General features: G+C 68.5%; 12 protein-coding genes and 1 pseudogene. 6 read left to right on the top strand and 7 right to left on the bottom strand.

The window, feature by feature from the left end; genetic code table 11:
• The first annotated feature begins 41 nt into the window (after positions 1 to 41).
• The gene (locus tag ABZ861_RS15520) at positions 42 to 1,388 is read left to right on the top strand and encodes a hypothetical protein (RefSeq protein WP_361629662.1); all 1,347 of its coding nucleotides are present in this window, start codon (positions 42 to 44) and stop codon (positions 1,386 to 1,388) included.
• Here ABZ861_RS15520 and ABZ861_RS15515 read toward each other — a convergent pair.
• The 7 genes and pseudogenes from ABZ861_RS15515 to ABZ861_RS15485 all read right to left on the bottom strand — a co-directional run bounded on the left by ABZ861_RS15515 (position 1,366) and on the right by ABZ861_RS15485 (position 10,506).
• Complete coding sequence (locus tag ABZ861_RS15515; protein ID WP_032764683.1) at positions 1,366 to 1,899, bottom strand: NUDIX hydrolase; 534 nt, start codon at positions 1,897 to 1,899, stop codon at positions 1,366 to 1,368. The genes ABZ861_RS15520 and ABZ861_RS15515 overlap by 23 nt on opposite strands.
• A gap of 126 nt (positions 1,900 to 2,025) precedes the next feature.
• Positions 2,026 to 5,166, bottom strand: a complete 3,141-nt coding sequence (locus ABZ861_RS15510) for a DEAD/DEAH box helicase (RefSeq protein ID WP_361629658.1) — start codon at positions 5,164 to 5,166, stop codon at positions 2,026 to 2,028.
• The gene (locus ABZ861_RS15505; protein WP_361629655.1) at positions 5,167 to 5,997 is read right to left on the bottom strand and encodes a Hachiman antiphage defense system protein HamA; all 831 of its coding nucleotides are present in this window, start codon (positions 5,995 to 5,997) and stop codon (positions 5,167 to 5,169) included. It lies immediately after the preceding gene.
• An 841-nt stretch (positions 5,998 to 6,838) separates the two neighbouring features.
• Positions 6,839 to 7,198 carry an ASCH domain-containing protein gene (locus ABZ861_RS15500; RefSeq protein WP_361629652.1) on the bottom strand — a complete coding sequence of 120 codons (360 nt, stop codon included), beginning with the start codon at positions 7,196 to 7,198 and terminating at the stop codon, positions 6,839 to 6,841.
• Positions 7,195 to 8,311 (bottom strand): annotated as a pseudogene (locus ABZ861_RS15495) (hypothetical protein). The gene ABZ861_RS15500 and the pseudogene ABZ861_RS15495 overlap by 4 nt, the downstream one beginning before the upstream one ends.
• Before the next feature lie 470 nt (positions 8,312 to 8,781).
• Entirely contained in the window at positions 8,782 to 8,997 is a 216-nt protein-coding gene (locus tag ABZ861_RS15490) for a hypothetical protein (protein ID WP_361629649.1), read from the bottom strand.
• Positions 8,998 to 9,276: 279 nt separating this feature from the next.
• The gene (locus ABZ861_RS15485) at positions 9,277 to 10,506 is read right to left on the bottom strand and encodes a helix-turn-helix transcriptional regulator (protein WP_361629646.1); all 1,230 of its coding nucleotides are present in this window, start codon (positions 10,504 to 10,506) and stop codon (positions 9,277 to 9,279) included.
• A 416-nt stretch (positions 10,507 to 10,922) separates the two neighbouring features.
• Here ABZ861_RS15485 and ABZ861_RS15480 point away from each other — a divergent pair, with 416 nt between their 5' ends.
• The 5 genes from ABZ861_RS15480 to ABZ861_RS15460 all read left to right on the top strand — a co-directional run bounded on the left by ABZ861_RS15480 (position 10,923) and on the right by ABZ861_RS15460 (position 18,679).
• Positions 10,923 to 11,840 (top strand): DUF2797 domain-containing protein, encoded by a 918-nt coding sequence (locus tag ABZ861_RS15480; RefSeq protein ID WP_361629643.1) that lies wholly within the window; start codon positions 10,923 to 10,925, stop codon positions 11,838 to 11,840.
• 301 nt (positions 11,841 to 12,141) lie between these two features.
• Positions 12,142 to 12,882 carry a response regulator transcription factor gene (locus tag ABZ861_RS15475; RefSeq protein WP_361629640.1) on the top strand — a complete coding sequence of 247 codons (741 nt, stop codon included), beginning with the start codon at positions 12,142 to 12,144 and terminating at the stop codon, positions 12,880 to 12,882.
• On the top strand, positions 12,879 to 14,714 hold the full coding sequence (locus ABZ861_RS15470; RefSeq protein ID WP_361629637.1) for a HAMP domain-containing sensor histidine kinase: 1,836 nt from the start codon (positions 12,879 to 12,881) through the stop codon (positions 14,712 to 14,714). Before ABZ861_RS15475 ends, ABZ861_RS15470 begins: the two co-directional genes overlap by 4 nt.
• A 66-nt stretch (positions 14,715 to 14,780) precedes the next feature.
• On the top strand, positions 14,781 to 16,265 hold the full coding sequence (locus tag ABZ861_RS15465) for a bifunctional glycosyltransferase family 2/GtrA family protein (protein ID WP_361629634.1): 1,485 nt from the start codon (positions 14,781 to 14,783) through the stop codon (positions 16,263 to 16,265).
• Positions 16,262 to 18,679 carry a glycosyltransferase family 39 protein gene (locus ABZ861_RS15460; RefSeq protein ID WP_361629631.1) on the top strand — a complete coding sequence of 806 codons (2,418 nt, stop codon included), beginning with the start codon at positions 16,262 to 16,264 and terminating at the stop codon, positions 18,677 to 18,679. Before ABZ861_RS15465 ends, ABZ861_RS15460 begins: the two co-directional genes overlap by 4 nt.
• The last annotated feature ends 140 nt before the right edge of the window (positions 18,680 to 18,819 follow it).

Here is an 18,819-nt window from a genome sequence, read left to right as displayed (position 1 = left end):
CAAGTGCAGCGATCCGTAGTCTTCATGCCGGAGCGTGCCCGATGCCCGAGCCATCTCGCTCGAAGGAACTCCCGGTCAGCCTGCTCACGGACCCAGTGATGATCGATGCATGCCAGGCCAGAGACTTCGGCCGCATCTTTCAGCTGGTCAAGGCACGAGCAGGCATCTATCCGTCGATGGTTGCGCGCCGCTGCGACCTGACCCCGAGCCGCGTGGGCGAGGTGATTGCGGGGCGGCGCCAGTTGCTGCACATGGACGTGATCGAACGGATCTCGGACGGACTGCGCATCCCCGGACACATGCTCGGCCTTGCCCGACGCTCCTGGGAGACGCCGTCCAGCCTGACGGTCACGCCCCGCGAAGCGGCGGAGGTGCCAGCCTCAGCCGTCGAGCCGCTGGCCGCCGGATTACCGGGGGCGGACGTCGACAGCATCCTCGCCTTGGCGGCCGAGCGGGATCTCAGCGCCTCGACGCTGGACGCGCTGCATTCGTCGATCGCGGACTACTGGCGCCGGGACGACGAGCACGGCGGAGAGACCTTACGGCCGGCGGTCGTCGGCCAGCTCCGCTACGTCGTCGACCTCCTCAAGGAGCAGCGTCCAGCTCCTCTGCGGGACGGCCTGCACAGCATCGCGGCCGAACTGGCCCGGCTCACCGGATGGACCTACTTCGACGCCCGCCAGTACAACCAGGCACGCGCCTACTTCACCGAATCCCTCGGCCTGGCCAAGGCCATTGACGACCGCCAGTTCATGGCCAACGTCCTCGCCTGCATGAGTCTCCAGGCCACCTACCAGGACAAGCCCGGCGACGCCCTCGCACTCGTCACGGCCGCCCAGGACCAGGCCCGATCCGCCGTGGGGACGACGCCGCGCGTGCTGGCCATGCTCGCGATGCGCGAAGCCTTCGCCCACGCCACGCTCGGCAACCAAGGTGCGACCCACACCGCGATCTCGGAAGCCCACACCCACTTCGGACGGATCAGCACCGGTGATCCGGACCCGGCCTGGGTCGCCTACTTCGACGAGCCGAAGCTGATCGTGGACACCGGCATCGCGCACGGCCGCTTGGGCGAAGCCGCCCTCGCTGAACCCCTCATCGCGGACGCCCTCCGCCGGGAACACGCATCGAACCACCGAGGCCGTGCATTCCATGCCTTCTGGCTCGCCCGCACCCAGCTCCAGCGCGGCAAACTCGACGAGGCGTGCCACGCGGCCATGGACGCCCTCGCTCCGGCGGTGGCCGTCAGCTCACAACGAGTCGCCGGCCACCTGCGGGAGTTCTACGAGCAGCTGGAGCCCTTCCGCCGCGAACCGGCCGCGGTGGCGTTCGAGTCCCGGCTCCGGGAAGTGCTGCCCCGTCAGGTCAGCGGATCGCCTCGTCCATGAGCACGTAGAGCAGCCCGACCAGAGAGCCACTGCTGACGATCTCGCGGCGGTCGATCATGCCTCGTACGTCGGCCAGCGGGATCCACTCGATCCGGTCCGATTCGTTCTTCTCGGTCGGCGGGCCCTCGTACGTCGCTCCGTCGGCCCGGAAGACGTGGTGCTGGGAGTCGGTGATGCCGTTGGCCGGCTCGGCGTAGATCAGCGGCTTGATCGGGCCGGGGCGCCAGCCGGTCTCCTCCAGGACCTCACGGGCCGCTGCATCAGCAGGCGTCTCGCCCTCTTCGACCAGGCCCATGGGCAGCTCCCACGCCCAGGCGTCCGTGATGAAGCGATGCCGCCACATCATCAGCACCTCACGCCGCTCGTTGACCACGGCGGCCACCGCCAGGTGCCGGAGCTTGACGACGTGGTGCTCCCAGCGGTTCCCGTCCGGCGTCTCGACGTCGGTGAGCCACAAGTTCACCCAGCTGTTCTCGTAGATCGGACGTTCCCCGTGGATCTTCCACTGCATCGCTGCGGCCCCTCTCGATCGACCTCCAGCATCGCAGAGCAAGAACGCCGTCAGGCGACGTTCAACGCATCACACCAGCTTGGACAGTCGTCTACGGCGGGTCGCCTTGAAGAACGTGACCGACGGTCAGGCCGTAGAACCACCCACCGCATCCCAGATGGTCTTCAACGTTGTTGGAGAGAAGTTTCGTGTCGAAGACTCATCCCACGAAGACCCTGGCTGCGAGGCGACCCATGCGCGCGCCTCTTGGAACGATGTGAAACGTGGGGCTATCGCGCCAAAATGTGCTGCTGCGGCACGTGGAACACCGACCATTCGCAACGGCAGTGATTCGATCTTGTTAACGCCGTAGAAGGACATGGCGGGGACATGAAGGGCTCTGCTGGTTTCGTCGCTCGGCTGCCCCGACAGCTCGATCAGCTGCAGCGCACCCAAGCCCCATGGAAGATGCCCGGAAAGATCTCTGAACAGATATCGACCAGCGTCCGTGAGCGGCTTATCCGAGTGCGAAAACCAGTTGTCTGCGATTTCGGGTAGCGCCTTTCCAGAAACCCAATCGCGCAGAATTCCGGCGACCCTCCTTGAATTCAGTCCGCCTGCCTCATCCGTAGGTGCGAGTGACATCTCAGGCACATCTGCAAGCACTTCAATGACTTGCATCAAAGGATTGAGACTATCGCCGAAGAGGTTCTCCGGATCCCAGAACTCGGGATCCTTGAAGATTCTCGGAGATGTGGCAGAGAGGAGTCCAACACTAGGCAAGGAAAGCCCAGTCACATCGGCAACCCCAAGGAGGGAGCTCGACCTGAATTCCTCCATGAAACCTCTCGACCAGGTGACCAGTCGCTCCGCTACCTCCCTGTCTCCTGCCTGAAGTCCGTGGAATACCAGTGAGGAACGCAGAATCTCTTCCACCTCTGCGCTCGCCGCCTCGAACCCACCAACCTTCAGCGCATGTGCGAGATACTGGAAGAAGTGACTGATTTGCGGATTCCCTCGAACGAGACGAAGGTTGTATTCGGGTCTCGTCTCGTCAAGAAGCGTTATGGCCTTAAGGAGGGCAGAGACCACCTCGGCCGCTTCGCCCTCGAGATACTGACGAAATTCTGCATCCTGATTCTTATCTACAGCAGGGTAGATGACCACACCGACGCGGTCGCGTAGAGCTCGACCAGCCCTACCCGCGATATTCCAAAACTCGGAGTAACGGAGTGGGCGGTACTTCTGCCCTCTACCCTGAGGGACCTTCAGTGTTTCTACGATTACTGAAGATAGGGGAAAGTCGACTCCTTGTGCGAGTGTAGATGTCCCTGCGACAACCCGAATGCACCCTCTATCAAGGAGAACCTCGATGAGGCTTCTCACCTCAGGCGGCAGTCCAGCATGGTGGAACGCGACGCCGGATCGAAGCGTTTTAGCGAGGGGATAGTCTGAGCCGAGTTCGTTTTCTACGTAGTCGATGGTCGCATTAAGGAGATTGAAGTCAGGACAGTTAGCGCTTGTTATCGGCGGCAAGTGATCGGCCACCTGCTGTGCGCGCTTTTCTGATTTTCCAGGTCCCCCCGTCAGGATAAGCGTGCCGCCTTGCGTCCGCTCGCTCATCGAAATCGCCAAGGACGTCGACATGCTCTCTCGCTGGCGAGTTTCAGCCGGAACGGCTGCCGGTCCGAGATCCATAACCACGCCATCCCAGTTTGAGGGCTGCGTGGCGGACGGAACCAGTTCCAGGGCATCGTTGTAGCGCTTTGCCTTGCGGTCTCGATTCCAATGGCCGAGTGCTCTGACTTGTTCGCTGGGTTTCCAGTTCAACTCAATAGCAGAGCCCTCGCCCGACCCTAGCCACTTAGCTAGGTCGGACGCATTGGGAAGGAAGGGAGTCAGCAGTAGGAATCGGCAGCGCCGACCTCTTTCCTTCTTCAAGGTTGCTAGTAGCAGTTCTAGGCGAGGCCCGCGGGTCTCATCGGCAATGTGGTGAGCTTCATCTACGACGACAAGGGAAAGGTCTCGAACACTAACGTGATCAGATTTAACCAGTAGGTCGAGTTTCTCTGGAGTTGTTACCAACACGTCAGGTCGGTTACTCAGTAGAGAGTTCTCTGTAGGGTCCATTTCAAACACTGGGACCGCTGCTTCTACCGAAACCTGAGAACCATCAGATCTGGCACCTGACAGGTCGCGCCTCAGCCGACGTGTCATTTGATTGACTAGAGCTCGTGTTGGAACGACGTATGCGATTACCGAGCCAGGGTTAAGGGCCATGGTTTGGACGATCGAGAACTCTGCCAATAGCGTCTTTCCGGCGCTCGTGGGCATCTGGACGCTGATAGCAGTCTTGAACGGGTCCAGCAGACTTTGGGAAAGAGCCTCACGCTGAGACCACCAAAGCTCCGAGACTGGAGAATCCTGATCGTCGGATGCGATGCGTCGAGCGAATTCACGCGCAGCGCTAGAAAGTCGTGATGTGTTGTACCAGATCGAAGACTTTGCCATCGCTGTGGTGAGAGGCTCGATAGATTCACCGATCCTCTCCAGCTCTATGTCACCGCTGGCGCCGAGCAGCAGGCGCGCATTTTCGCTATGTCGTTGCAGTGTGACGAGAACGCTTTCGGGAGCACCAGTCCTGATGTAGGTGCCCAAAACGGAAAGCGCCTCCCCGATGTGGTAGAGGCCGAGAAGCCTGCATTTTTGCTTATCCTCGCGCCAATCCTGTCCCGGTGATTCTCTAAAGATGCCGGCCTCGCCCTCGCGCTGCAAGTCAGAGAGCCGCGCTAGAAGGGAGATACCGTCATCAACATCGCGCCAGGAGTTACTCTTGCGCGCTAGCATTGCGAGCGAGAGTGTCGAGTGGGACCAGACGCGATCGCTCCATTCTCCGAGATCTCTTTCCTCTGTTAGGTCACGGAGGCTTTCTCCGCTCAGCAGAAGACGCAGTTCGGGCTGCTTTTGAGCCAGGACCCCCGAAACGATCAACATCCACAGATCGTAAAGCGAGGCTCGTTCAGGAGAAGTCCAGAGGACTGTGCGCAATTGGAATGCCCGCTGAGCGAGGCCGGCGACATGGCCTTCCTCCTTTTCGGCGCGAGCGGCTGAAATTGCGAGTGACTCGAACGACCACGCAATCTCGTCTACTGATTCAGTATCTACATCCTCGGCATCGGTGGTCAGGGCGTCCAAGAATTGCGCTAGGTAGTTGAGGCGCAATGAACCTACGTACTCATCTCCCCCCTCGTCCGCGAAGGCTTCGATGAAGATCTGATCGCGGTCCATTTAAGCTGCCCCCTCTCTGGCAATTCGATAGACCTCTTGCGCAATCTCGAAAAGATCGCCCTCTACTACGATGCTAACCCAGCGGATTTTCTTGCCGAAGCTCCCCGGGTTGTTTTTGAAGGCCCCCGCGTCCTTCTCGTTGTGGGTGTCGGATGTTCTAACGAGAAGGGGTGCCAATACTATTTTGAACTTTTCTCTTTTGAGGATAAACGAAGCGTGAAGCCTGGAACAGGCTTCCGTGTACCCATCCTCTGCGTGATCGCGTAGCCAGCATAGTTCTTGGAGGAGTGCTCTGCGATTCCCAATCAATTCGCCTAGCTTTTCCTCCATTCCGGAAACCACTCCTGGTGGACTCTTCTTGTCCTGGGATCCTTTGACCTCACCGAGAATCAGAGAGACGTTAGGTTGGTCGAGGTCTTCGAGTCCGATGACATCGGCGCCGCGGGTCTGCTGGTCGGGAATCTCCTTGTGCCTGATCCTCGAGGCAGGTATGGCTGTTCCGAATATTTGTTTTAGGGCTTCGCTGGCCAGTATTTCGCCAAATTCACTTCGCTGCACATCGAGGTGCTTCTTCCGGTCGCCCTTCCAAGCTTCAGGGAGGGCCGCATCCCGTTCCTCTGTGAGTGCTAGCTGCACGTCCTGCTCGGATATCTCGAACGACTCTCCGCTGAAGAGCGTCAGCTCTTGAGCTGATCGGAGCAGCCGTTCGCGCACATCGGCCTCATCAAGGTAGTGCGCTGTGACTAGAGGTGCGACGGCCTGAGCGAACTGTCCCTGATCGGCCGGGACCACGTGTACGTATCTGTGTCCGTCGACGACCTCGTCGGACACGACGCTGAAGAGCCCTGTCAACTGTCCCCCCATCCCACGCGGCCTTGGCACGGTGCCCCCCCTGCCGCCGGCCCACGAGCTACAGCTGTGCTAGTTGCCCCAAATCTACGGCCCCCGGAGCGGAGGGGAAACCCGCCGTCAGAGAGTCGAGGCGGGCGAGGCAATGGACTGGTGCAGGGCTGCGGCCTGGCAGGCAGGAGACAGGCCAGGTGGTGCTGCGTGTAGAGGATTCCGCTGAAGCGGAGCACTATGTGCGTTTGGCAACCACGGAGCACCCTTAGACGGACAGGCTCCGGTGCAGAGTTGACGGCAACGCTGACGGCAACGGAAGCACACGGGCGCGCGCGACCACTAACGTGAGCATCCACGGTGGGTGGCTCCGGGTGCTTCCTGGCCAAAGGCGCCCGATCCTACGGATCAGAAGGTTGCAGGTTCGAATCCTGCCGAGTGCACACAGACAAGAGGCCCCGGAGAGATCCGGGGCCTCTTGCGTTTGGGGGCGTACGGGGGCGAGGGCAGGGGCCTGCGCCTTCGGCGGGATGATCAGCGGTCCGCGGGCTGCGGGGCGGCTCTAGGTTTCTTTACTGGATCAAGGCGGCCCGCCTACGGCGGTCCGCGCGCGCTGGCGGCCACGGGCCGTCGCCGCTCCTTGTCTCCGCCACCGCTCCGGCGGCCCCTACCCGCTCAGCGCGCAGCAACGCCCAGGCGCGCAGCTAGGCCAGGAAGCAATCCGGACACTCCGAGCACCAGGGTCAGGCCGACGCCCACCAAACGGGAGCCCGCCGCCCCATCGCCCACCGCTTCGAAGCCGCGTAGCGGGAGCGCGGAGGGTACGGCGGCCCTACCTGGGCAGCAGCTCGATTTCGATGGCGAGTGCGCCGAGCGCTTCCTTCTCCGCCGGGTAGATCTCGCGGATGTTGGCGAGCTGCTGCTCGCGGGAGGAGGCCGGGTTGACGTTCGCCGGACCCTCTCCCTCGAGCAGTTCCTCGAACGTCTTGTACCCCGTGACCCGCTTCACCAGGACGTCACAGGTCTCGTCCGTGCCCTTGATGCGGAAGCGGATGACGTCTCCGGCGGCCAGGTCTTCGAGGCGGGGATACTTCACCCGCACCTCGATGGTCTTCTGACCGGTGACGACAAGGTCGAAGTACCGACGATAGAGGCTCAGTCGGTGGACGCGCGCGGCGGCAGTCTCCGTCATCGGGCGGGAACGCTCCTAGCAGTTGCACTGGACATGAGCCGACCGAGTTCAACGGCGGAGTACGAGCGGAAGAAGTGGCGGGGGTCAGCGAGAAACACGTCCGTCAGACCGAGCAAGCGGTCGACGTACTCAGCCAACGAGCCGGGCCACTCTCGGGTGTCGAGCATTCAGGGGGCCGCGCCGTCCGGCAAGGGGGCGCGCCCCTCGCGGATCAGGGACTTGGAAAGCTTCGCGCCCGTGTCTGTGACCACCTGGGGGCAGAACAGCCGGGCGGGCATCTGGCCGCGGGTGAGGCCGACCGCCTGGAGGGCACCGTCGACGAAGATGCATCCGGGCATCCAGTCGCTGCCCTTGACCATGACGTACAGCGTGCCGACTGCCCCGCTGATCATCAGTTCCTTGACCAGGTTCCGGTAGAGCGTGGCCAGGTCCAGGTAGCCGCCGTCCGCCGGTTCGATGACCACCTCGTACTCGCCATGGTGGAGGCACACAGCCGAGACGGTTGCCCGCTCGAAGCCGTCGTCACGTACGCGGGTCCGCTCGGCGTACTTCTCGGCCCACCCGCAGCCGGGACGCGGGCAGGGGACGCGAACGTGCGGCACGCCGGACGGACGGCGACAGGTACCACCGGGCAGCGTCCATGCGGGGCAGCACCCGCAGCCAGGTGCGCCGGAAGTGCTGGTCCGCTTGCTGCTGGGTGTACGTCTCGACCGAGAACGGCACCTTCAGCCGCTCGGAGAGCGCGGTGAACAGCGGTCGGTAGAGCTTGTCGATCTGCTCGGCGATGCCGGCCGCGCCGAGGACGTGAGCGTAGGCCCGCTGGTAGCGGTGACCGCTCTCCTCGTCGGTGACGATGGCGTACGGGGCGTTGTCCAGCGCGCCGAACTGCACGACGGCCGGGACGCCGAACCGCTCGCGGATGCGGGCCGCTGTGGCGAAGGTGAGCGACTGGACCAGGGACGTTCCGATGTGCGGGGCTCCGTTGATCTGAGTTCCCACCACGAACACGATCCGCTCGGGTTCCGCGTTGACAATGTGCGGCCTGAGTAGGTCTTCCGCGCTCGTGAGCGCGTTGGCGAGCACGGTGTTCGGCGATACGGGATAGGTGGTCACCGTGTCTTCCCTCGGTAGATGGGCAGGACAGCGCCGCAGAGCGGCGGGTGTGCTTCAGCGGTCGAGTGGTGGGCCCGCCCCCGCGCATTTCCTGGTTCCCCCAGCGCGGGGGCGGGGAGTCATCGGACGGTGTGCCGCCCTCGTGATTTTCGGTGGCGGCCCGTCCCCGCCGGGGAGTGCGGTGGGCACCGGACGGGAGCTTGCGGGGGCACTGGTCTGCGGGTGGGCAGCGGACACACATGGAGGGAGTACCGGGCGTCAGGGGGCGGGGACAGCAGCCGGGCGAGGCGGTGAGCTTCCGCGCGGAGCCAGCGCCCGGCGAGGCGCGGGGAGCGGCCACGGTAGGTTGCGAGCAGGACCTCGCGGGAGCCGCCGAGATCGTGGGCGGTCGCCTCACAGCGGAAGGCTATGGGCGACCGCATCGGGGCACGTGCAGAGGCCGGCGGGGCGAGCGTCAGCACGGGCCAGGCTCACCGCGCGTGCTCTAGCGCCGATGCCCTCGCGGCGATGAGCTGTGTGAACTGGATGGAGTACAGCTCGACCTGTGCTGGGGTGAGCACGAGCACTGTCTCGCAAGTGGTGCCGTCTTCGTAGTGGACGGTGACCGGCAGCGCGGCCTGCTGGGCGCGGTGGTCGTAGATGGCGTCCCGCCGCATCGGCGTGACCTGCGTGACCGGGACCGGCACGGGGCGCAAGGTGGACCCGTCCGACTTGGCACGCCAGTCTTCTCCCCCGCCCGGCGGGCGCAGGTGGTACGACGCCGAGGTGTCGCTCGGCAGGGCGACGCATACGCCGATCTTCCCGCCCTTGCGAGGTCGAGCGCTAGATCGCCGAGACGGGGATGAAACGGGGCGCCAGCGCTTAACTCAGCGCCACGAGCGGGAAGTTGCTTCGCGGTTCGTTCAGCCATGCCCCGACGCTAGGAATTTCTCCGGGGCCCAATATGAACCGCAGGAATACGACCCTCACCCGTCGAGGTGGAAGCGGTCTGACATGCGGCGCAGCTTCTCGCGAGTACTCGCCCGCTCGGCGTACACGATGCTGCGCAGGGTTGACCGGGCGATGGGGTGGTTGCGTACGAGCTGGGGGGCGATGCGCTCCGCCTTCTCCAGTTCCTTCAGCGCCTTGTCGCGGTTACCGTCCCACAGCCAAGCGCGGGACAGGTCCATGTGGTGATGGCCCTGACGGGAGTTGGGAAGCGACGCGATCAGCTCCCTACTCGTGCGCCGGTCTATCGACAGCGCCTCGCGCTGCTCGTGCATCTCCAGGGCGACACTGATCGCGTGGATCTGCACGTTGCCCGGTGAGAAGGTCAGGCTGTGACGGTCGTAGACCAGAGGGCCGACCGCTTCTGTCATCCGCTTGGCTGCACTTCGTGCGTGCTTGATTCGGTCCTTCGCTTCGGCCTTGCGGCCGCCCCGTGCAGCCGAGACAGCCGCGCGCAGTTGCAGCGTCCCCCATGCCCGTAGGGCCAGCGGCTCACCACGGTCGTAGTCCTGCTGCACACTGCGCATCGCCTTGTCCGACAGGGCAATGGCGTCATCCCAATCCGCGGTGGCCCACATATCCCAGACGCGCATCCAGTCGGCGACGGCAGGCAGCACCGGGTCGCTTGACAGCCGAGCGGACCAAGCGGCCCGTTCGCACGCCATGGCGACCAGTTCCGGGTGTCCAAGTGCGTGGGCGGCGGTATGAGCGAACTTGCAGCACACCGCGTAGATCGCGTACGCCTCTTCCTGCTCGTGGCCCGTGGCGACTTCTGCCAGGGCGCGCGTCTCGCGGAACAGGTCAGGGAGCACCTGCATGATCGCCGCGTTCGCAGCGGAGTCGCGGAGGCGGTGCAGCCGGGTGGTTTCCTGCCACAGTTGACCGGCTGGGCGCGGAGTTCCGTCGAAGACGGGAGCGAGGTCGTGACGGCGCAGCTCTCGCATGATCGCCGCGGCGGAGACCTGCCACTGATTCTCCGCGGGGGAGCTGTTGTACGGCCGCCCGATCAGGTCGTTCGGGTGTACGTGCAGCTCCGAGGCCAGCAGGTTGAGCAGGCCGACGCGATCGAGTTCGATGTGCCCGCGTTCCATCTTGGACACCCACCCCTGCGTTTTGCCCAGGGCGGTAGCAAGGTCGGCTTGCGTCATGCCGAGGCGGAGCCGTGCACGCCGTGCGCGACGGCCGATCTCTTCAGCTTCTTCCAGCATCAGCGCGCCCCCCTGTGGGTGAGGCGCCGCCATTCGAGCGGGCGGCGGGACATCGGTGCTCCGTCCGTAGAGGCTTCTCCTCACGAAGGTACCCAGAGTGCGCGCCGGATGAGAGCGAGCGCCGCCAGGCGTACGCCGATCACTGCGGCTTCCGAGACGTGGCCATTCCTGCTGTGCGGTACCCGCCGTTCTGCCCCGGCGGCGTACGTGCTTTGCGCCGGCCGCATGATCCGGCCGGGGCGTTCTACCGGTGCGCTGTCGCCGTGGATGCCGTGAACAGTCATTTCTGCTTGGGGACTTGAAGGGGCTGGTGGTTAGTCGCGTCGGGGCCCTGACCGGCCCTGCGCGTGCGGCGCTGGCCGTGAGGTGTCTGCTGGGCGGGGCGTTGTCAGTGGGGGGTCGTAAGGTCGTGGGGGATGGAGCAGGTGTGGAAGTGCTCGGGGCTGCGGTGGGCGGCTGGTGGGCCCGTGCTCGTGTGGGAGGGCGGGCGGGTCAGCAGGCTGCCGTGGGGGAAACGGGTGGCTTTCGCCGTCGTGGACGGGGGTGAGCGCGGGTGTGTGGGAGCGCGGGGGCATGCGTGTCCGACGGGGGCGGGCGTGCCTGGGCGGAGTACGGGAGCGCGGTGCGAGGAGTGCGCGCGGCTGGAGCGGGCTCACTCGGTGGCTGCCGACACCGTCGCCGACGATCCCCGGGCATACCACGTCTATCTAGCGTGGTTCGGGCCCGGAATGACCAAGGTGGGGATCACGGCGGTCGAGCGCGGGCCGGCGCGGCTGCTGGAACAGGGGGCCGTGTGCTTTAGCTGGCTCGGCGAGGGGCCGCTGATGGCCGCGCGGCGGACCGAGGAACTGCTGCGGGCCGCGCTGAAAGTGCCCGACCGGATTCCGTACGCCGACAAGCGGGTCGTGCGGGCGGCGCTGCCCGCGACCGAGGCGGAGCGTGCGGCTGAGGTCGGCGTGCTCCACGGGCGGGCCACCGCACTCGGCGGCTGGCCCGAGTCGCTGCGGCGGCTGCCCTTCCAGCCGGTCGACCACGCCGAGGCGTTCGGGCTGGGGCGGCCCGGCGGCACGCCCGCCGTCGACTGTGCGGTGAGCGAGCTGGTCGCCGGCGGTGCGGTGAGCGGTGAGCTGGTCGCCGCCGCCGGGCCGGACCTGCACCTCGCGACCGTCGACGGCGTTGTCGTCCTCGACACCCGGCTGATGAGCGGGTGGCCGCTCGGGCCAGTTCGTGATCCGGATCCGGCGGTCGGTCTCAAGGGCGGTGTCGGGGGCAGTGTCGGTGTTCCGGTGCGGAGGCTGAGAACGGCGAGTGGAACGCAGAGTGGATTGTTCTGATGGCTCCCAGAGCGGATTGTTCTGCGGGTCCGGCGGCCCCGGTGGGCCTGGCGGGGGTGGAGGGGGGACTGGAGAGGGTCGCTCGCTGAGAGGGGGAAGGGCGCCTCATGGGAGTAGGAGGGTGGTCGACTGGGGCGCGGGGGCGCGCTCAGGTGTCGTCGCACTCGTGACGTGTCGTCTGAAGGCTTACGACGCAGTCCAGTCGGTCGGGCGGGCGTTCTAGAAATACTCTTGTGTGTTTCTCAGGGAAAACACAGATTCGTGAAAGCGCGCTCTCAGAGGGCGTGGACAGGGTGGCCCCATGGCCGCGATCTCGCCCCAGGGGCGCACCGAACTGCTGAGGCCGGACGGGAACCCCGTCCGGGTGCTGGTGGTGGACGACGAGCAGTCGATCACCGAACTGCTGAGCATGGCCCTGCGCTACGAGGGCTGGCAGATCCGCAGTGCGGGCGACGGGCAGGACGCCGTCCAGACGGCCCGTGAGTTCCGGCCCGACGCCGTCGTCCTTGACATGATGCTGCCCGACATGGACGGCCTGACCGTCCTCGGGCGGCTGCGCCGCGATCTGCCCGACGTGCCCGTGCTCTTCCTGACGGCCAAGGACGCCGTGGAGGACCGTATCGCCGGGCTGACGGCGGGCGGGGACGACTACGTCACCAAGCCGTTCAGCCTGGAGGAGGTGGTGGCGCGGCTGCGCGGCCTGCTCCGCCGCTCCGGCGCCGCCGACCGGCGCCCCGAGTCCGTGCTGGTCGTCGGCGACCTCACGCTCGACGAGGACAGCCACGAGGTGACGCGCGCCGGGCAGGACATCCACCTCACGGCCACCGAGTTCGAGCTGCTGCGCTTCCTCATGCGCAACCCGCGCCGGGTGCTCAGCAAGGCGCAGATCCTGGACCGCGTGTGGTCGTACGACTTCGGCGGCCAGGCCAACGTCGTCGAGCTGTACATCTCCTACCTGCGCCGGAAGATCGACGCGGGCCGGGAGCCGATGATCCACACCCGGCGCGGCGCCGGTTACCTGATCAAGCCCGCGGTGTCATGAGCGGGCGGCGGCCGCGTCCGCGGATCCTCCGGGCGCGGCGGCCGCGCACCCTGCGCACCCGGCTCGTCGTCGCGTCCGTGACGCTGATCGCCGTGGTCTGCGCCGTGATCGGCACGGTGACGACGCTGGCGCTGCGCTCCCATCTCTACGAGCAGCTCGACGGGCAGCTCCACGAGGTCGGCAGCCGGGCGTCCGGCCAGTTCAGGCCGCCGGACCAGGCCGGCAAGGGCCTGATCGACGTACGCCCCCGGCATCTGACGGAGGTCCGCCTGGACGAGTTCGTCACCAAGGGGCCGCAGCCGAGCGGCGCCACGGTCGCGGCCGAGGTGGAGGACGGGCGGATCGTCGACGCCCGGCGCGGCGAGAAGTCCCGGTCGGACTTCGGCCTGACCGCCCGGCCCCTCACCCCGGATCAGCTCGCCGCGCTCGGCTCGGCGCCCCGGGTCGACGGCGCCCTGCGCACGATCGGCCTTCCCGGCCTGGGCGCGTACCGCGTCGAGTACCGGACCGGACCCAACGGCGACTACTACGTCGCCCTGCCGACCAGCGGCGCCGACAGCACCGTCAACACGCTGATCCTGGTGGAGGTCTGCGTCACGGGCGCCGGTCTCCTCGCCGCCTCGCTCGCCGGTTCGATACTCGTCGGGGTCGCCACCCGCCCGCTGCGCCGGGTGGCCGCCACCGCCACCCGCGTCTCCGAACTGCCCCTGCACACCGGCGAGGTGAACCTCAGCGAACGCGTGCCGACCTCGGAGACCGACCCGTACTCCGAGGTCGGCCAGGTCGGCGCGGCGCTCAACCGCATGCTCGACCACGTGCACGGGGCGCTGCTCGCCCGCCAGCAGAGCGAGACCCGGGTACGGCAGTTCGTCGCCGACGCCAGCCACGAGCTGCGCACACCGCTCTCGGCCATCCTCGGGTACGCCGAACTCACCCGGCGCGGACGCGAGCAGGTCGGCCCCGACACCCGGCACGCCCTGCGCCGCATAGAGTCCGAGGCCGGACGGATGACGCGGCTGGTGGAGGATCTGCTGCTGCTCGCCCGGCTGGACGCGGGGCGGCCGCTGCGGTTCGGGCAGACCGACCTCGTGCCGCTCGTCGTGGACGCGGTCAGCGACGCGCGGGCGGCCGGCCCGGACCACACCTGGCGGCTCGACCTGCCCGGCGGCCCCGCCGCGGTGTCCGCGGACGCGGAGCGCCTCCAGCAGGTGCTGGTCAACCTGCTCGCCAACGCCCGCACCCACACCCCGCCGGGTACGAAGGTGACCGCCCGGGTGCGGCAGGCCGGGCCGTGGCTGTGCGCGGACGTGGAGGACGACGGTCCGGGCATCGCGGCCGGGCTGCTGCCGCACGTCTTCGAGCGGTTCGCCCGCGGGGACACCGCGCGCTCCCGGGCCACCGGGTCGACGGGCCTGGGCCTGGCCATCGTGCAGGCCGTGGCCAGCGCGCACGGGGGCGCGGTCACCGTCGACAGCGCGCCCGGCCGGACCGTCTTCACGGTGCGCCTGCCCGCGCTCGAACCGGGGGCGACGGAGATGGTGCCGACGCCGACGCCGACGCCGACGCCGACGCCGGTGACGGTGCCGGTACCCGGGGTCGGCTCTCCGCCCGTTCCCGCGTCCGGGGCCGCCTTCCCGCCGGGGCCCGCGTCCGCGTCCAGGGTCGCCTCCCCGCCCGTTCCCGCCCCCGGGGCCGCCTCTCCGCCGGGGCTCGCGTCCGTGCCCGGCGCCGCATCCACGCCCGGCGCCGCACCCGCGCCCGGCACCGCGCCCGCGCCCCGTTCCGGCGCCGCTCGACCGGAGTGCGGTCCCCCGTCCGGGGCGATCGGGTGACGCACTCACAGGTTGGTCATAGCCTCACCACACGGGTGCGACAGGGCGGTTGAGAAGAGTCGTCTCATGCGAACCGACTCTTCTCCCGGCGCCCTCCCGGCCCGGGAGCATCTCCCGGCCGCAGACGCCGGTACGCCTGTCCTGGACGTGGTGATCCCCGTCTACAACGAGGAGAAGGACCTGCGCCCGTGCGTGCTGCGGCTGCACGAGCACCTCACCCGCACCTTCCCGTACGCGTTCCGGATCACGATCGCGGACAACGCCTCCGCGGACGGCACCCCGCAGGCGGCGGCCCGGCTGGCGGCGGAGCTACCCGAGGTGCGCTGCCGCCGGCTGGAGTCGAAGGGCCGCGGACGGGCCCTGCGGTCGGTGTGGTCGGCCTCCGAGGCGCCCGTCCTCGCCTATATGGACGTGGATCTGTCCACCGACCTCAACGCGCTGCTGCCGCTGGTGGCGCCGCTGATCTCCGGCCACTCCGACCTGGCCATCGGCTCGCGCCTCGCCCGCAGTTCGCGCGTGGTGCGGGGGGCCAAGCGGGAGTTCGTCTCCCGTTCCTACAACCTGCTGCTGCGCGGCTCGCTGCACGCCCGCTTCTCCGACGCGCAGTGCGGGTTCAAGGCGATCCGGCGCGAAGTCGCCCAGGCGCTGCTGCCGTTGGTGGAGGACACGGGCTGGTTCTTCGACACCGAGATGCTGGTGCTGGCCGAGCGGGCCGGTCTGCGCATCCACGAGGTGCCGGTCGACTGGGTCGACGACCCCGACTCCACGGTCCACATCGTGCGGACGGCGACGGAGGACCTGAAGGGGGTCTGGCGGATCGGCCGGGCGCTGGCCACCGGTTCGCTGCCGCTGGACCGGCTCGGCCGCCCCTTCGGCGACGACCCGCGCGACCGCGAGATCCGGGACGTGCCCAGGGGGCTGGCCCGCCAGCTCGTCGGCTTCTGCGTCGTCGGCGCCCTGTCCACGCTGTGCTACCTGCTGCTCTACGGCCTCTTCCGGCAGTTCGGCGGCTCCCAGGCCGCCAACGCGCTCGCCCTGCTGGTCTCGGCGGTCGCCAACACCGCCGCCAACCGAAGGCTGACGTTCGGGGTGCGGGGCCGCAGCGGCGCCGTGCGCCACCAGGCGCAGGGCCTCGTCGTCTTCGGCATCGGCCTCATGCTGACCAGCGGCTCCCTCGCCGCGCTGAACGCGGCGACCAGCAGCCCGGCGCGCTCCACCGAACTCGCCGTCCTCATCGCCGCGAACCTCGCCGCGACCGTGCTGCGCTTCCTGCTCTTCCGGGCGTGGGTCTTCCCGGAGGAGCCCGAGCCGCTGTCCGCCGCGCACGGGCTGGGCGCCGAGGCCGACGGGCTGAGCGCCGAGCACGGCCTAGGCGCCGCGTACGCCCAGCTCACGCCGACCGGCGAGCACGCCGAGCCAGCCGCGAACGCCGCGTATACCCCCCACGCGCCCCACGCGCCCTCCGCGCCGTCCGCGCCCGTGATCGTCCAGCCCTACCCGCCCACCACGCGGCCCCACCCGGCCGACACCGATGCGAGGAATTCCCGATGACCACCGAGTACGACCGCGCAGGCAGCGCGAGCCGTCCGAGCCGGCCGGAGGACGCGGCGACGCCCCCGGAGGGCACCCCCGCCCCGGAGGGCACCCCCGCCCCGGAGGGCACCCCTACCCCGGCGGGCAGCCCCGCCTCAGCAGGCACCCCCACCCCGGAGGGCACCTCCGCTCCAGCAGGCACCCCCGCCCCGGAAGCCGCCCCCGCCCCCACCCCCAAGACCGTCCACGCCCCCCGTCTCGCCGCCGGGCCCCTCGCCCGGCGCCTGTGGCGCGGCCGGCCGGAGGACCCGCGCTGGGCGCGGCCGGCCCTGCTCGGCCTGCTGCTGGCCACCGGCCTGCTCTACCTCGTCAACCTGAGCGCCTCCGGTTACGCCAACTCCTTCTACTCGGCGGCCGCGCAGGCGGGCAGCAGATCCTGGAAGGCGTTCTTCTTCGGCTCGCTGGACGCGGGCAACGCCATCACCGTCGACAAGCCCCCCGCCGCGCTGTGGCCGACGGCCCTGTCGGTGCGGGTCTTCGGGCTCAGCTCGTGGGCGATCCTGGTCCCCGAGGCGCTCATGGGCGTTCTGACGGTCGCCGTGGTGTACGCCGCCGTGCGCCGCCGGTTCAGCGTCGGCGCCGGGCTGATCGCGGGCGCGGTGCTCGCGCTGACCCCGGTGGCGGCGCTGATGTTCCGGTTCAACAACCCCGACGCGCTGCTCGCGCTGCTGATGGCGCTCACCGTCTACCTCGTCCTGCGCGCGCTGGAGGACGGCCGGACCAGGTGGCTGGTGTGGGCGGGCGTCGCGGTGGGCTTCGCGTTCCTGACCAAGACGCTTCAGGCGTTCCTGATCCTGCCGGCCCTCGCGCTGGTGTACGGGGTGTGCGCGCCGGTGCGGCTGCGCAGGCGGCTGGGGCAGCTCACGCTCGCCACGGTCGCGATCGTCGTCTCCGGCGGCTGGTGGGTCGCGATCGTCGAGCTGTGGCCGGCCTCGTCCCGCCCGTACGTCGGCGGCTCGCAGCACAACAGCTTCCTGGAGCTGACGTTCGGCTACAACGGCCTCGGGCGCATCAACGGCGAGGAGACCGGCAGCGTCGGCGGCCGGGGCGGCTTCGGCGGGGGCGGCGGCGCGGGGCACTGGGGCCAGACGGGCTGGAACCGGATGTTCGACGCCGAGACCGGCGGCCAGATCTCGTGGCTGCTCCCGGCCGCGCTGATCCTCCTGGCGGCGGGTCTCGTGGTGACCCGCAGGGTCGCTCGCACCGACCTCGCCCGCGCCTCGTTCCTGGTCTGGGGCGGCTCGCTGCTGACGACCGCGGCGGTCTTCAGCTACATGGCGGGCATCTTCCACCAGTACTACACGGTGGCCCTGGCGCCCTGCGTCGCCGCCCTCGTCGGCATGGGCGCGGCCGTGCTGTGGGAGGAGCGGTCCCGGCCGTGGGCGTCCCTGACGCTGGCCGGCGCGGTCACGGCGACCGCCGCCTGGGGGTACGTCCTGCTCCACCGCACTCCGGCCTACCTGCCCTGGCTGAGGTGGCTGGTGCTGGTCGGCGGGCTCGCCGCGGCCCTCGGGCTGGTCTTCGCGTCCCGGGTCGGCCGCAGGCTCGCGGTCGCCGTCGTGGCCGCGGCCCTCGTGACCTGCCTCGCCGGACCCACCGCGTACGCGCTGAGCACGGTCGCCTCCGCGCACGCCGGCTCCCTTCCCACGGCGGGCCCGGCGGGCGCGAGCAGGATGGGCTTCGGCGGCCGGGGCGGCTTCCGCGGCACCCCCGGCATGCGCGGCCGCTTCGGCGGCGGCCTGCCCGGCGGGAACGGCCAGAACGGCGGGCAGAACGGCCCGAACGGCGGCGGCGGTTTCCCGGGCGGCGCGCCCGGCGGCGCTCTTCCCGGCCAGAACGGCCAGAACGGCCAGCAGGGCTGGAACGGCCAGAACGGCTGGAACGGTCAGGGCCAGCCCAACGGACGACGCCCGCGCAACGGCAGCGCCTTCCCCGGCGGCGGCCCTCTCCCGGAGGGCGGCCGGATGGGCGGCATGGGCGGTCTGCTGGACGGCGCCCGGGTCAGCACGGCGGCCAGGAAGCTGCTGGAGCGGGACGCGTCGGCGTACACCTGGGTCGCCGCCTCCATCGGCTCCCAGAACGCGGCCAGTTACCAGCTCGCCACGGGCGACCCGGTGATGGCGGTCGGCGGCTTCAACGGCACCGATCCGTCCCCGACGCTCGCCCAGTTCCAGAGGTACGTGGCGCAGGGGCGCGTCCACTACTTCATCGCCGGGGGCGGCATGGGCGGCGGCATGGGCGGCCGGACGGGCGGCGGCAGGGGCGGCGCCGGAACGTCCGCGCAGATCACCTCGTGGGTCGAGAAGAACTTCAAGAAGGTCACGGTCGGTTCGGCCGTCTTCTACGACCTCACCCGGAAGAACGGCGGCTGACGCCCGGCCCGCGCGGCCGACACCCGGCCCGCGCGGCTGACACCTCACCCGTGCGGCCGACACCCCGTCCGTGCGGCCGGCCGTCGCCGCGCGGGCCACGGACCGCCCGGTGCGCGACCCCGCGTTGCGCGCCGGGCGGA

The sequence above is a fragment of the Streptomyces sp. NPDC046985 genome, assembly GCF_040644415.1.
Taxonomy (GTDB): domain Bacteria; phylum Actinomycetota; class Actinomycetes; order Streptomycetales; family Streptomycetaceae; genus Streptomyces.
This window is presented reverse-complemented; position numbering and strand designations above follow the sequence as displayed.

Coding starts and splice junctions, on each gene's coding strand:
- ABZ861_RS15500 (WP_361629652.1), bottom strand. CDS start 7,198: ATGACGGAGACTGCCGCCGCGCGCGTCCACCGACTGAGCCTCTATCGT.
- ABZ861_RS15480 (WP_361629643.1), top strand. CDS start 10,923: ATGGAGCAGGTGTGGAAGTGCTCGGGGCTGCGGTGGGCGGCTGGTGGG.
- ABZ861_RS15465 (WP_361629634.1), top strand. CDS start 14,781: ATGCGAACCGACTCTTCTCCCGGCGCCCTCCCGGCCCGGGAGCATCTC.
- ABZ861_RS15515 (WP_032764683.1), bottom strand. CDS start 1,899: ATGCAGTGGAAGATCCACGGGGAACGTCCGATCTACGAGAACAGCTGG.
- ABZ861_RS15470 (WP_361629637.1), top strand. CDS start 12,879: ATGAGCGGGCGGCGGCCGCGTCCGCGGATCCTCCGGGCGCGGCGGCCG.
- ABZ861_RS15460 (WP_361629631.1), top strand. CDS start 16,262: ATGACCACCGAGTACGACCGCGCAGGCAGCGCGAGCCGTCCGAGCCGG.
- ABZ861_RS15510 (WP_361629658.1), bottom strand. CDS start 5,166: ATGGACCGCGATCAGATCTTCATCGAAGCCTTCGCGGACGAGGGGGGA.
- ABZ861_RS15520 (WP_361629662.1), top strand. CDS start 42: ATGCCCGAGCCATCTCGCTCGAAGGAACTCCCGGTCAGCCTGCTCACG.
- ABZ861_RS15475 (WP_361629640.1), top strand. CDS start 12,142: ATGGCCGCGATCTCGCCCCAGGGGCGCACCGAACTGCTGAGGCCGGAC.
- ABZ861_RS15485 (WP_361629646.1), bottom strand. CDS start 10,506: ATGCTGGAAGAAGCTGAAGAGATCGGCCGTCGCGCACGGCGTGCACGG.